The organism is Mangrovibacter phragmitis, from assembly GCF_040429585.1.
GTDB classification, from domain to species: Bacteria; Pseudomonadota; Gammaproteobacteria; order Enterobacterales; family Enterobacteriaceae; genus Mangrovibacter; species Mangrovibacter phragmitis.
Genome location: NZ_CP134782.1, coordinates 237,595 through 251,615 on the forward strand (window position 1 = coordinate 237,595; position 14,021 = coordinate 251,615).

11 protein-coding genes are annotated in these 14,021 nt (G+C 53.1%); 8 read left to right on the forward strand and 3 right to left on the reverse strand.

Going from position 1 to position 14,021, the window contains the following annotated elements; all coding sequences use genetic code 11:
* Positions 1-61: 61 nt before the first annotated feature.
* Genes MPHASIOC01_RS01140 through MPHASIOC01_RS01165 form a run of 6 tightly spaced genes read left to right on the forward strand, consistent with a single transcriptional unit; the run spans position 62 to position 7,495 of the window.
* The gene (locus MPHASIOC01_RS01140) at positions 62-3,142 is read left to right on the forward strand and encodes a T6SS effector BTH_I2691 family protein (RefSeq protein ID WP_353613771.1); all 3,081 of its coding nucleotides are present in this window, start codon (positions 62-64) and stop codon (positions 3,140-3,142) included.
* 32 nt (positions 3,143-3,174) lie between these two features.
* Positions 3,175-3,993 carry a DUF6708 domain-containing protein gene (locus MPHASIOC01_RS01145; RefSeq protein WP_353613772.1) on the forward strand — a complete coding sequence of 273 codons (819 nt, stop codon included), beginning with the start codon at positions 3,175-3,177 and terminating at the stop codon, positions 3,991-3,993.
* A gap of 55 nt (positions 3,994-4,048) precedes the next feature.
* On the forward strand, positions 4,049-4,867 hold the full coding sequence (locus tag MPHASIOC01_RS01150; RefSeq protein ID WP_353613773.1) for a DUF6708 domain-containing protein: 819 nt from the start codon (positions 4,049-4,051) through the stop codon (positions 4,865-4,867).
* Positions 4,868-4,922: 55 nt separating this feature from the next.
* Positions 4,923-5,741, forward strand: coding sequence for a DUF6708 domain-containing protein (locus tag MPHASIOC01_RS01155; RefSeq protein ID WP_353613774.1), 819 nt, complete (start codon positions 4,923-4,925; stop codon positions 5,739-5,741).
* Between the two features lie 55 nt (positions 5,742-5,796).
* Positions 5,797-6,627 carry a DUF6708 domain-containing protein gene (locus MPHASIOC01_RS01160; RefSeq protein ID WP_353613775.1) on the forward strand — a complete coding sequence of 277 codons (831 nt, stop codon included), beginning with the start codon at positions 5,797-5,799 and terminating at the stop codon, positions 6,625-6,627.
* 55 nt (positions 6,628-6,682) lie between these two features.
* On the forward strand, positions 6,683-7,495 hold the full coding sequence (locus tag MPHASIOC01_RS01165; RefSeq protein WP_353613776.1) for a DUF6708 domain-containing protein: 813 nt from the start codon (positions 6,683-6,685) through the stop codon (positions 7,493-7,495).
* A 73-nt stretch (positions 7,496-7,568) separates the two neighbouring features.
* Here the strand turns inward: MPHASIOC01_RS01165 and MPHASIOC01_RS01170 are convergent, their stop codons facing one another.
* Together MPHASIOC01_RS01170 and MPHASIOC01_RS01175 are read right to left on the reverse strand one after the other, a co-directional pair.
* Positions 7,569-9,545 (reverse strand): glycoside hydrolase family 127 protein, encoded by a 1,977-nt coding sequence (locus MPHASIOC01_RS01170; protein ID WP_353613777.1) that lies wholly within the window; start codon positions 9,543-9,545, stop codon positions 7,569-7,571.
* A gap of 10 nt (positions 9,546-9,555) precedes the next feature.
* Positions 9,556-10,959, reverse strand: coding sequence for an MFS transporter (locus MPHASIOC01_RS01175; protein WP_064597650.1), 1,404 nt, complete (start codon positions 10,957-10,959; stop codon positions 9,556-9,558).
* A 259-nt stretch (positions 10,960-11,218) separates the two neighbouring features.
* On the opposite strand from MPHASIOC01_RS01175, the gene MPHASIOC01_RS01180 reads away from it, so the two are divergent.
* Complete coding sequence (locus MPHASIOC01_RS01180; RefSeq protein ID WP_064598037.1) at positions 11,219-12,040, forward strand: AraC family transcriptional regulator; 822 nt, start codon at positions 11,219-11,221, stop codon at positions 12,038-12,040.
* Positions 12,041-12,188: 148 nt separating this feature from the next.
* On the forward strand, positions 12,189-12,695 hold the full coding sequence (locus tag MPHASIOC01_RS01185; protein ID WP_064597652.1) for a 4Fe-4S dicluster domain-containing protein: 507 nt from the start codon (positions 12,189-12,191) through the stop codon (positions 12,693-12,695).
* A gap of 32 nt (positions 12,696-12,727) precedes the next feature.
* Here the strand turns inward: MPHASIOC01_RS01185 and avtA are convergent, their stop codons facing one another.
* Positions 12,728-13,981 carry a valine--pyruvate transaminase gene (avtA, locus tag MPHASIOC01_RS01190; protein ID WP_064597654.1) on the reverse strand — a complete coding sequence of 418 codons (1,254 nt, stop codon included), beginning with the start codon at positions 13,979-13,981 and terminating at the stop codon, positions 12,728-12,730.
* Positions 13,982-14,021: the final 40 nt, after the last annotated feature.

Genomic DNA, 14,021 nt, shown 5'->3' on the forward strand with positions numbered 1-14,021 from the left:
CGCTCGGTTTTCTGTGATGATTATGCCCAATTAACAACATGGAAAATAAGGGAATTATGAAATGGATATTCGTGAGCAGATCATGAGTACTGTTGCTGCCAGTAAAGAAGCGGCAGCGGTACCAACCGGGTGCAAAGCCTGTGAACGCAAAGGTATACCTCTTTTCCCACTGCGTGTGGCCGCTGTACCAAAAGGCCTGGTGTCATCAAGCTGGTCCCCGCCTGTTCTTCCCCAGCCAGTTGAGTTATCTGGGGGCGAATTTAAGTATGCCTTGCGGACATTGCGCATGGGGTTTTTGTATGTCCTGCTCGATAAATGCGCCTGGCAGGGGTATGAGGTAACAGCAGATTGCTGCATGCGCTATTTCAACCCCTATGATTCCCGCCCTTCTAACTGTGTTGAGCCCTTGTCACCACGGTGCCACACCATAAACCATGACATCAAAACCCGCTTTATCCACATCGATAACAGTCTGTTCAGTGAGGTCTGGCTGGCATTCAGTAGTGATCCATGGAGTAAAGAGGTACTGGAGGGCTATAAAAGTGGCCGCCTGCCGGGTGATCGTTTTACAAAACTAACGGTGTCAAAAGACGGCAAAGTACAGGCTGAAGGTGGCCTGGTTGTAGACAGCTCTCTCAGTGCCCTGACAGACAATGTGGCAGAGTTTGCGACGGATTTTTTCCCCAATGTCGCCTGGATGGGAGATGAACTGACCGGGGGGGCCCATGGTTTTCATTCTCTGAAAAACAGAGAAAAACTTTCCTGGATGGGCAAGTATATCAGTGCGTTGGGTTCTCAATACCGTTGTGAGGTCATGGCTGTCCCCATGAAAGACCCGGTAGGTATTGTGGAAGAACTGAACATTGGCCGGTTACATATTTCCGAAGCTCGCGATGCTTATCTGCAACAACCGGGAGTTTCTCATCAGGCGCTGGTATCCGGCGCGATAGCCTGGACGATGAAATCAATACAGAAAAATGCAGAAGCGAGCAGTCAACCCCTGTTTGAGCGGCCATCGTCTGGCTACCCCATGGCATTTACCCAGACCAAAACTCAGAAGCAGGTGGCTGAGGACGCCATTGCCCGGCAATACAGCCGCCTGCAGCAAAGCTATGATGAAGAAAAACGTGTTCAGTTTCAGCAGGAACACGACCGCGTTTTGGGCCGTTTCAGCCAGAAGATTGAAGCCATTGGTAAAGATTTAGCTGCCTGGTACCGCAATACCGGCTGGCTGGCGATGATTAATAATGATTATACCCCCGATGTCAGTACAGACAGTTGGGTATGCCAGTTTGCGACTGTTGCCGCCTGTATTCAGGGGGGCGCAATGGACAGCTCAACAAGGGAGGTATGGTTAGAGTGGCTTGAAGATGAAAGTGGCACGGCACCTGCTTACTTAGGCATGACAGGGTTACACTCTTCTGCGATTGAACAAATTTTGAGTGCCTCACCAGACAACCCATTCGACGCTTATGGGCATTTGAAAACAGTGCTGGGGTCCAGAGAGCTTGCCAGAGCTATGGAGTCTAAATCAGTCCAGGCATTGTGGGTTTCCAGAATGGCAGCACTTACCAGTAGCTCCATAACGCTGTCTGAAAGTATGGGCCCGGAGGCGCATGCTCGTTACAGCAAGATGCTACAGGCTGGCCTGTATAACTCCACAGGGAACACCATCACGCTGTTTGAAACCAAAACCACCGTTGGCAAATTGCAGGAGATGATTCGCAGAGATGTGAATGCGATGAATGCTGCTTCTGCTGCAGTAAACTCACAGGTGTTGAGCGGGGAATTACAGCGTTCTGCCAGCAAGGTAACGACTTCAACTACCGGTTATATCATGGGGTTCACTGATCCACATGATTTGGCGCGCGAAGTCACCGTGCGTATGAGCACTCTGAGAACACCAGAAGAGCTGCGCGCGGCCATGGTAAGCACACCGGCATCGGGCCGGGCTCCTTCCACCATGCCGATGCCGGGTAACCCATTGGCGCGAAGCCATTATTCAAATGTCGTGATATCTGATGTTTCTCTGTATGCCCAGGGCCAGCAACACCGCATGGTTGGCCATCTGAGCAGCGAGATGATTGACACGATTCTGGACGAAAATGCCCGGCGTTTTGCTGGCGGGCAGGCCATTGGGCTGGTGCTCTCGTTTTTTATGTTCGCCTTTCAGATACACAACTTGCGCAACAATCTTGCCAGCCTGAACACGGCCTTTGGCGACCAACAATCTGCGCAATTCAAGACTATTGCCACTGGGTTGATGATGATGGGGGCGGCCAGTGAAGTCGCTGGCTTTGGCCGGGTGCTGATGAATAAAAAAAGCTGGGCGATACTGAGCCCCAACTATGTGCATCCATTGGTTAAGCTGGGTGGGATGATTGCGGGAGGGGCGGCTATGGTGGAAGGGGTAAGGCTTATGCTTAAGGGAAAAATATCTACTAATCAAGGAGATAAAAATTCAGCTACTGGTTACTATCATGCTGGAGTAATTACATTATTTGGAGGAGGAGTTGGTATTTATGCTGGGTATTTAGGAAGTACGGCTTTATTAGGACCACTGGGAATTGCCGCTTTGTTAATTATTACCGGGGCGCTTATTACCCTGGAGGCAGAAAGTCAGCGTAGTAACCCACTGGAAGTCTGGCTACGGCGTTGCTGTTTTGGCCGCCCGCGGGGCAGCGATTATCGCTGGCATGCCAGCAGTGAGCAGGATATGGCAGAGTGTATGGACGCCTTTTACGCCATTGTCAAAGGTATGGTGGCAGAAGTGGGGTTTCGCGGGCTGCATGTTAACCAGTATGGGGAACATCTCACCCGGCTGCAGGTCCGGCTGTTACTGCCCGGAGGGAGTGAAGAGCACTCTGCCTGGCAGGTTAACCTGGTGGCGAAAGAGAAAACCGGGCACGAGGTGGTTATGTTCACAGAAAACCACAATGTTCCGGACCAGGCGAATACGCGCCAGGCCGGGGGGATCCACCAGGATGGGGTCTACCGGCGCAGTCCCGGGGAAAATAGCCTGGCAATAGAAATACATTTGTGGGTGAACCCCGGGCGTTATCAACAGGCAATTCTGCGGGTGGCGTACTGGCCACATAAATACAACCGGCATGACCAGTTAGGGCTGGTTGTGGAAGCATAGTGATTACTCAATATGGCATACAGGAGGGAACCATGAGCCAGAAATCACCGTCACGCCAGCGGCGCCGTAAGGCGCACCAACAACCGCCATGCCCGCCACCTGCCGCGCGGCCACCTTATACCCTCTGTGACCCGGGCTTTTCGCGGTTAAAACCTCAGTCTGATTACTGGGAAGAAGACCTGCCGGAGCCGGGTGAGCAGCAAACGGCATCACCCCGGCTTATCCGGGTCAGCGAGCTGAATGATACCTGGATGGAAATCCCCCGTTATGAGGATAAGATTGCTTGGTGGGGACTTTGGTTAATGCTACCGCTATCAATTTTACCGATCCCTTTCATTTATCGTGATATGACTCATCCTGAGTTTAATCCTAGCTTTAGTTTTATTATGTTGCTTTTCTTGAGTATTTCCTTACACCTATTTCGTGCCGTGATGTTTGCCCCCCGGGGAAAGCCAGTGCGGCTTAACCGTAAGCGCCAGAAAGTGTATGTCTACGAGCATAAACGGGGCTGGCCATGGTTTCCCTGGCGCACCACCATCAAGGTGTTCGACTGGGCGGATGTGCACGGCGAACTGATACGGCGCAGCGATATCTATGTTTCGGGTTATGAACTGTCCTGCGCGGTCTGCAAGCCGGGCACTTATGACGTGGTGGACCGGTTCTCACTAAATTATCAGGGTGGCAGTATTCCGCTGAAAAGTGTGTGGAGCCACTGCTGCATGTACATGCAGGGCAGAAGAGTACCGGCGGCGCCGGTTATCAGGCATGTGCCGGCGAGCTGGACGCCGGTGAACACCATCCGCTGGCCGGAAGCGCTGGACCGCGAATCCACCACGGCACCGGGTGAATAACCGGCAGCCACAAATTGTCACCACAGGGATATTTCAGCATTAACCGGAGGGAACCATGAGCCAGAAATCACCGTCACGCCAGCGTCGCCGTAAGGCGCACCAACAACCGCCATGCCCGCCACCTGCCGCGCGGCCACCTTATACCCTCTGTGACCCGGGCTTTTCGCGGTTAAAACCCCAGCTTAAGTACTGGGAAGAAGACCTGCCGGAGCCGGGTGAGCAGCCAATGGCATCCCCCCGGCTGATCCGGCTCAGCGAGCTGAATGATACCTGGATGGAAATCCCCCGTTATGAGGATAGAATTTCCTGGTGGGGCATCTGGACACTAATCCCGATACCTATAGCCTTAATTTGGTGTCTAATTGAATTGATGATTGATTTTGGAATTGAGCCATGCTTCATTTTTTTTATTTTTTCGTCGTTTAGCTTTGGACTCTATCTTTTCCGAATGGCAGTGTTTGTCCCCCGGGGAAAGCCTGTGCGGCTTAACCGTAAGCGGCAGAAAGTGTATGTCTACGAGCATAAACGGGGCTGGCCCTGGTTCCCCTGGCGCACCACCATCAAGGTGTTTGACTGGGCGGATGTGCGCGGCGAACTGATACGGCGCAGCGATATCTATGCCTCGGGTTATGAACTGTCCTGCGCGGTCTGTAAACCCGGTACTTACGAGGTGGTGGACCGGTTTTCACTAAATTATCAGGGTGGCAGTATTCCGCTGAAAAGTGTGTGGAGCCACTGCTGCATGTACATGCAGGGCAGAAGAGTACCGGCGGCGCCGGTTATCAGGCATGTGCCGGCGAGCTGGACGCCGGTGAACACCATCCGCTGGCCGGAAGCGCTGGACCGCGAATCCACCACGGCACCGGGTGAATAACCGGCAGCCACAAATTGTCACCACAGGGATATTTCAGCATTAACCGGAGGGAACCATGAGCCAGAAATCACCGTCACGCCAGCGTCGCCGTAAGGCGCACCAACAACCGCCATGCCCGCCACCTGCCGCGCGGCCACCTTATACCCTCTGTGACCCGGGCTTTTCGCGGTTAAAACCCCAGTCTGATTACTGGGAAGAAGACCTGCCGGAGCCGGGTGAGCAGCAAACGGCATCACCCCGGCTTATCCGGGTCAGCGAGCTGAATGATACCTGGATGGAAATCCCCCGTTATGAGGATAGAATTTCCTGGTGGGGAGCCTGGGTATTGCTTCCATTTATATTATTAATGATCGCCTTTATTTATAGAGATATGACTCAACCTGAATTCGATCCTAGTTTCAGTTTAGTTATGTTTATCGCGGTAAGCCTTGCTCTTTATCTTTTCCGAATGGCAGTTTTTGCTCCCCGGGGCACGCCTGTCCGGCTTAACCGTAAGCGCCAAAAAGTGTATGTCTATGAGCATAAACGGGGCTGGCCCTGGTTTCCCTGGCGCACCACCATCAAGGTGTTCGACTGGGCGGATGTGCACGGCGAACTGATACGGCGCAGCGATATCTATGTTTCGGGTTATGAACTGTCCTGCGCGGTCTGCAAGCCGGGCACTTATGAAGTGGTGGACCGGTTCTCACTAAATTATCAGGGTGGCAGTATTCCGCTGAAAAGTGTGTGGAGCCACTGCTGCATGTACATGCAGGGCAGAAGAGTACCGGCGGCGCCGGTTATCAGGCATGTGCCGGCGAGCTGGACGCCGGTAAACACCATCCGCTGGCCGGAAGCGCTGGACCGCGAATCCACCACGGCACCGGGTGAATAACCGGCAGCCACAAATTGTCACCACAGGGATATTTCAGCATTAACCGGAGGGAACCATGAGCCAGAAATCACCGTCACGCCAGCGTCGCCGTAAGGCGCACCAACAACCGCCATGCCCGCCACCTGCCGCGCGGCCACCTTATACCCTCTGTGACCCGGGCTTTTCGCGGTTAAAACCTCAGTCTGATTACTGGGAAGAAGACCTGCCGGAGCCGGGTGAGCAGCCAATGGCATCCCCCCGGCTTATCCGGGTCAGCGAGCTGAATGATACCTGGATGGAAATCCCCCGTTATGAGGATAGAATTTCCTGGTGGGGGGCATGGCTGATGCTTCCTATCTCTTTAATTCCTATCCCTTTTATTTACATATATGCGAGATTGCCAGAATTTGATAATCAGACCAGTTTAGGTTTTATGGTTGCTATTTTTGTTTTTTTTAGCATCGCGTTATATCACTTCCGAATGGCAGTTTTTGTCCCCCGGGGAAAGCCTGTGCGGCTTAACCGTAAGCGCCAGAAAGTGTATGTCTACGAGCATAAACGGGGCTGGCCCTGGTTTCCCTGGCGCACCACCATCAAGGTGTTCGACTGGGCGGATGTGCGCGGCGAACTGATACGGCGCAGCGATATCTATGCCTCGGGTTATGAACTGTCCTGCGCGGTCTGTAAACCCGGTACTTACGAGGTGGTGGACCGGTTTTCACTAAATTATCAGGGTGGCAGTATTCCGCTGAAAAGTGTGTGGAGCCACTGCTGCATGTACATGCAGGGCAGAAGAGTACCGGCGGCGCCGGTTATCAGGCATGTGCCGGCGAGCTGGACGCCGGTGAACACCATCCGCTGGCCGGAAGCGCTGGACCGCGAATCCACCACGGCACCGGGTGAATAACCGGCAGCCACAAATTGTCACCACAGGGATATTTCAGCATTAACCGGAGGGAACCATGAGCCATATCACTAAGGTGCAGAAAAAGCGCCTTAAGCCATACAGTGATCCAAACCGGAAACCCAACACATTATTTGACCCAGGGTTTTCGCGATTAAAACCGTCGCTTGATTATTGGGAAGAGGATCTTCCTGATCCTCGTGGGGAGATCCAAAATATCCCATGGATTGTTCAGGTGGATGAACTGAATGAAACATGGATGGAGTTGCCTCGTTACCAAACTAAAACCTGCCCGCGGGGGTTGTGTATTGCATTTTCTCTTATTGCCATTCCACTGTCAGGGATGTTCTGGCAACTCCTTGGCACGAACTATAACCCCTTCGTGATGGTGGTGATGCTCGCTATGTTGGTTATTGTTGTATTTAACACGCGCACCATGGCCTTTCCTCTTCGCAGCACACCTGTCAGGTTCAACCGTAAACGCCAGAAAGTCTATATCTATGAATATGAAAATGATCATGATCTTACACGGATTTCTGGCCCTTCGACTATTCGAGTAGTTGACTGGGCAGATGTGCAAGGGGAACTGGTGTATCGGCAGGGGATTTTTTTCTCGGGTTATGAGCTTTCTTGTGCAATCTGTAAACCAGGAACCTTTCATGTAGTTGAACGTTTCCCATTGAGATATCAGGGAGAAAAACACGAACTCCACCGTTTCTGGAGCTACTGCTGTTACTACATGCAGGGAAACGAATTACTGTATACACAAGAGATACCCGCGATAACACGTAAAGTGAAACCTATGGATAATATTCACTGGCCGGAAGACCTGGAGAGAGAATCCACTACCGCACCAGGCGATGAATGTTGAATAACAAAACCCCGCCAGCCAGCGCCTGGGGGGTTTTTTATTACGGCAATACTGCGGCAGTCATGCACAACAATCACGCCGGGCCTGGGGCTTCGTTTACCCAGACACGCATTTCTCCTTCACCACGGTTAGCCCAGGCGAACCAGGGGATGAAGGTCAGTGTGTGGGGAACGGGTGTGGCCGGGTGAGCATCATAGCGCCACAGGGCCTGTTTTTCGGGTTGATTTGCCTGGTAGCGCAGCCCTTCTGCCTGCAAAAGTACTTTATGCGCCAGGCTCGCAGTGCCATTCAGCAGGCGCGGTACAGCGTTTTGTGGTAACCACAGGTTATGCAGTTGTGCGCCGTTATCCGCTTCCTCCAGGCAATACACCACAGGTCCGCGTTGCAGGGCGACTTTCCCGGCCTGGTGGCGCACTAGTGGGTTACCGTACACACGCCGCACCGGCATGGGCAATGTAAGGCACAGAGTGTCGCCTTCCCGCCAGGTGCGTTGCAGGTGCAGGTAGCCGCGCACGACATCGCCCTGAACCGGCTGGCCGTTCAGGGTTACTGAAGGTGACGGGCACCAGTCTGGCAGGCGTAATGCAAGGGTGTGTGTGACGGGCTCTGGTGAAAGTACAGACAGCGTTACCTGTTCATCCCAGGGGTAGTTGCCGCTCAGACGCAAGCGCAGCCCGGCAGCCCCCGCAACCAGTTCTGCCTCGTTGCCTACGTATAAATTCACATACAGCGCATCGCTGCGTGGCGTATAGATATAGTGGCCCAGCGAGGTTAACAGGCGGGCGATATTCGGCGGGCAACAGGCGCACCCGAACCAGCGTTGGCGCACCGGTTTAATATGGTCGTAAACATGGTTAAACGGCACCGCTTTGGGTTGCACTTCCAGCGGGTTTACATAGAAAAAGTGCTTGCCGTCCAGCGCCATACCGCCCAGCACGGTGTTATACAGCGCCCGCTCCATGACATCGCCGTACTGGCTGTCGGCCTCCATTTCCACCATACGGCGGGCAAACATCATCAGGCCGATAGACGCACAGCTTTCGGCATAGACAGTGTCATTGGGTAAGTCGTAATCGCTGCTGAACGCTTCACCGCTGGACTGGGAACCAATACCGCCCGTGATATACATCTGGCGCTGCGCCATATCCTGCCACAGGCGCAGGCAGGACTGGCGCAGGGTTTCATCTTCGCTCAGGCGTGCCAGGTGAGCGACGCCGGTCATCAGGTAGACAAAGCGCACAGCGTGGCCGGTTGCCTGGTTTTGTTCCACCAGGGGAAGGTGCGCCTGGCTGTAGGCTTTATCTTTTACCATCCACGCCGGGCCATAGGTATTCCAGTACGATGTTTTACCGCGCTTTTCATACTCTTCATCGTAATAGTGCGGTGACTGGCCGCGCTGGGTGACAAAGAAATGAGTCAGCTCGCGGTAGCGGGGCTCCTGGGTGACATCGAACAGGCGCATTAACGCCAGTTCAATTTCCGGGTGCCCCGGGTATCCCTGCAACTGGTGCTCTCCCGGGCCAAACACATGGTCAATATGATCAGCAAGGCGGCAGACCACATCCAACAGGCGGCGCTTACCAGTGGCCTGAAAGAAAGCCACGCCTGCTTCAATCATATGCCCGGCACAATATAACTCATGGCATTCCGCCAGGTTTGACCAGCGCTGTTCCGGCGCTTTGACAGTGAACCAGGTATTCAGGTAGCCGTCTTCGCACTGGGCGGCGGCGACCAGTTCAATAACGCCATCGGCAATGTGTTCCAGTTCAGCATCGGGTTTCTGGCACAAAGACCAGGCAACCGCCTCCAGCCACTTGGCGACATCGCTGTCCTGGAACACCATGCCGTAAAACTCACCGGCTTGCTGGCCTGCCGCAATGCGAAAGTTTTCAATAGCGTGGCTGGGCTCGGTATCCGCAATGCGGTCGTTCAGGGCATCCCACTGGTAAGGGATAACCACGTCGCGGACCAGGCGCTGGTACTGGCCCAAAAATGTGTCCGTAATCTTCAGGCGGTGTAAATCGACATCAAAAACAACATGCTGAGTCATAACAACCTCTTCAGGATGTGTGTACATGGCGCTGGCGTAAATCAGTTGCGATAGTCGCCATCATGGGGTTATTGAGGCGGCACTTGCGCAGCGCGAGAGCCAGTAACAAGTGAAAAGCGGCGGGCAGCAGGCTTTCAAGGGCGGTAATACCCTGCAGTGAGGCGGTGGTCTGGTTTTCCATACCGGGTTTGTAAGCCACAAAGATAAACACCAGGCTGATGATGCCCGCACTGGCAGCCCAGGCCAGCTTGATGAAAAACAGGTTGAAAGCGAAGTTCATGCCTGAAGAACGCACACGGGTTTTCCACTCACCGTAATCATCGGCGAACGCCATGATGGAAAAGTGCAGAGGAAGCGTGAAACCAAGAATAATGCCGTTACTGAGAATAATACCGAGCCATAACGTCTGCCATTGTGAGCCTGTGGGCAGAAACCACATGCCAGCGGCACAGGCGGCAAGCACCAGGTTGGTGTAGTAATAGAGTTTTACTGTATCAATTCGGCGGGCGAGTGGATTCACCAGGACGGCGCCGAGAATAGACGCCAGGGTCACCATAGTGAAAAACAGTGAAGCAAAAGCGGCGCTACCGTGCAGGACATAAGTAATAAAATACATATAGCCGCCGCCGCGCAGGTTAAACACATTGATAAGCAGGAACGACATCACCAGCATCAGTAATAACTGGTCATTTTTGCGCAACCCGGCCAGGTGTTCCCGCAGGCTAAATTTCCCCATCAACGCCAGTGGCACACGTTCACGAACCCAGAAAAAGCAGCACAGGAACATCACTACAGCAATACCACACAGCAGGCCAACCCCGAGCTGGTAACCTTTGGCGGCATTGCCGTGGCCCAGTTCAGCGACCAGCCACGGCAGCCCGACGGACACCAGAAAGCCTGCCACACCGCACAGAATAAAGCGCCAGGACTGGCAGGAAATCACTTCATCATGGCGGGTGGTCATGGTGTTGATAAGTGCGCAGTACGGCACATTAATGGCGGTATAACCGACAGACAGCATGAGATAAGTGCCAAACGCCCAGGCGATTTTCATGGTCATGCTGACATCCGGAACAGTAAACGTCAGTACGCCAATAATGCCGATGGGCAGTGCAACCCACAACTGCCATGGGCGGAACCGGCCCCAGCGGCTTTGCGTGCGGTCTGCCAGCACGCCCATAATGGGATCGGACACTGCATCGAACACTCGCAGACCGATAAATAGCGTTCCGACAATCGCCGGAGTCAGGCCGAAGACATCGGTGTAGAAAAACGTCAGAAAGTTCATGATAAGGCAGGTAATAACTGTCCCGCCGGCGTCGCCCAGGCCATAACCGATTTTTTCCCGCAGGGATAATTTCGTGTCAGTGCGCTGAGTGACAATGTCTGTTTGTGATATAGGGGTAGAGGTCATGGTTAACGCCTCGCATTTTGCGTTGTCTGTACCCGAAACGAAACCGCTAATAAGCCGGGCTTTGGTTGTTGTTTGCGCAAACACTATTTATTTTGCACAAGGTTGCATGACCAACAAGACAAGAGAAAAGTATAAAAAGATGACGATTCCGACCTGGTGAAAATTTTGTGAAGAGGATCGGTTCTTGAGAAAAATAAATACTGCTGACAGCGCCACTCTGCATAATCAAATGTAGTTAAGTGGATGAGTGATTATTTATATGATTGATTTTAATCTATCTTTTCCTTTATCTGTACAAAATGGTGGTGTGTTTATTTCTCGTGGAGTGGGCATTCACCCGGAAAGAACGCTGACTTCCTGGGAAGTGATTTTTGTGGAAAAAGGGACACTTACGATTCAGGAAGACCATAAAGTTTTTGAGGTTGGCGCAGGTGAAAGCCTGGTATTGTATCCACAGCGCAGGCATCGGGGTGTGGGGGTGTTTCCGCCAGATTTAAAATTCTACTGGGTACATTTTGATGTCCATGATGTGCCCGCTTCTGTGGGGTTGCCTCAGGCGAAAATTTCGCTGCCCCAGCACAGCAAGGTTCCCGACCCTGAACAAGTGATAACCTTGTTTCGCCAGTTTCTCACTGAGCAGGAAAATATCACCCGCAGTTGTGCGCTGGAGTTGTTATTACTGCTGATTTTGCAAAAAATATCCCTGACTGCACCGGCCCGGGATGCACAGACCCGCAGTGGTATTGCTCTGGCCTGGCGGGCACAGCAATGCATCCGTACCCAGTACCATCAGGCAATTTCTACTTCATCACTGGCGCAAAACCTGCACTGTAGCGCGGATTACCTGGGGCGGGTTTACCGGCGCGTGTTCCACCTGACAATTACTGATGCCATCCATCGCCAGCGGGTGGTCGCCGCGCAGAAACTTCTGCTCAGTGATTCACTGGCGCTGGTAGAGGTGGCAGCGCGCTGTGGGTTTCAGGATGTGGGCTATTTCCGGCAAATTTTTCGTAAACAAACGGGCCTGACTCCTGCGGCCTGGCAGCGACGTTACTGCAAAGAACATATCAATTCAGACTAATTTCCCGGCATTCAGACAATTGCCTGAATTTCACGGCCATTCTCAGGAAATCATGCCGTTACCTTGTGGGATCAAAGCTGTTGGCCGCCGGTTCGCATAGGCTGTTACTTCCGCGCCTGGCGGGTAACGCATTATTAAGGGAAATCTCATGCACCGTTTTATTCTGGCCGATGCCACCCAATGTATTGGTTGCCGTACCTGCGAAGTGGCCTGTGCCGTTTCTCACCAGGCGCAGGCAGATTGCGCAGCGTTGTCGCCAGCAACGTTTCAGGCGCGGCTACAGGTGGAGAAAACCGCCAGTGTGTCTGTACCAGTGATGTGCCGGCAATGTGAAGATGCGCCCTGTGCCCGTGTTTGCCCGACCGGAACGCTGGTGCATGGTACGGATTATGTTGCAGTTACCCAGGCGGCGTGTATTGGCTGCAAAACCTGTATGGTGGTGTGCCCTTACGGTGCGATACGTATTGCTACGGGCGAAGAGAGCCGGGTGAACCCACAAGTGTTGAAATGTGACTTATGCCAGGGGCGTGACGCCGGTCCTGCCTGCGTGGAAGCTTGCCCAACGGGAGCATTACGGTGTGTGAGTGGTGAAGCGCTGGAAGCGTTAACTCGCCAGCGCCGTTTACAGGCGGCCGCCAGCCCACTGTCCTGGTAAGTGTGGCTCTGGCGGTTACACCGGGTAACGCTTTACTGTACTTCGTGCCAGGCGCGTTCCACTTCTTCCGCCAGGATTTTTACCCCGGCTTCAATTTTTTCTGGTTCCGGTACATAGTTCATCCGCATGCACTGCTGGGTATGCGGCCAGGGTTTATCCAGCCCCGGGAAGAAAAAGTGCCCGGGCACCATCAGAACTCCGCGTTTTTTCAGGCGCTGGTACAGTACTTCGGTGCTGATGGGCAGGTCCTTAAACCACAACCACAGGAAAATAGCCCCTTCTGGTTTATGGATTAGGCAGCGTTCTTCCGGCAAATAGCGGCGAATTGTGGCGATAGTTTCAGTAACGCGTTGCAAATAGAACGGGCGAATAACGGTTTCAGACAGGCGCAGCAAGTCGTTGCGTTTAATCATTTCACTTGCGATAGCCGGGCCGGTACCGCCTGGCGCGAGGCTGATAATGCCGTTCATATTGCTGATAGCAGAGATTATTTTTTCGTTGGCAATGATAATACCGCAACGGCTGCCGGGCAGGCCCAGTTTAGACAGGCTCATGCACAACACAATATTGGGGTTCCATAACGGGCGGGCTTCACTGAAGATAATACCCGGGAAAGGAACACCGTAAGCGTTATCAATAACCAGTGGAATACCGTGCTGGTTTGCCAGCACATCGAGCTTCATCAGCTCGTCATCTGTAATGACATTCCCGGTGGGGTTAGTAGGGCGCGACACACAAATCATGCCGGTATCTTCGCCAATATGCAGGTGTTCGAAGTCTACATGGTATTTAAACTGCCCTTCCGGGAGCAGTTCTATATTTGGGCGGGCAGAGACAAACAGTGATTCTTCCAGCCCTGCGTCAGCGTAGCCCAGGTATTCTGGTGCCAGCGGGAAAAGCACCTTTTTGGTGCGCCCGTCAGCACGACGCCCTGCGAATAAATTGAATAAGTAGAAAAATGCACTCTGGCTACCGTTTGTCAGTGCAATATTCTGTGGCTCAATATCCCAGCCAAATTCATCGTGCAGCATGCCTGCCAGCGCATCAAGTAGCTCGCTTTTGCCCTGCGGGCCATCATAATTACAAAGCGCATCAGTGAGTTTGCCACTTTTCAGCATATCCGCGAGGAGTTGTTGAAAGTAATCCTGCATAGCGGGGATTTGTGCCGGGTTCCCGCCCCCTAACATAATGGCTCCAGGCGTTCTCAGGCCATCGTTAAGGTCCTCCATCAGGCGTGTAATGCCGGAATGGCGGGTAAATTTGTCGCCGAAAAGTGAAAACGTCATAGCAGTAAAAGTGTTGTAGGTCTGTTAAAGATGCTAACCA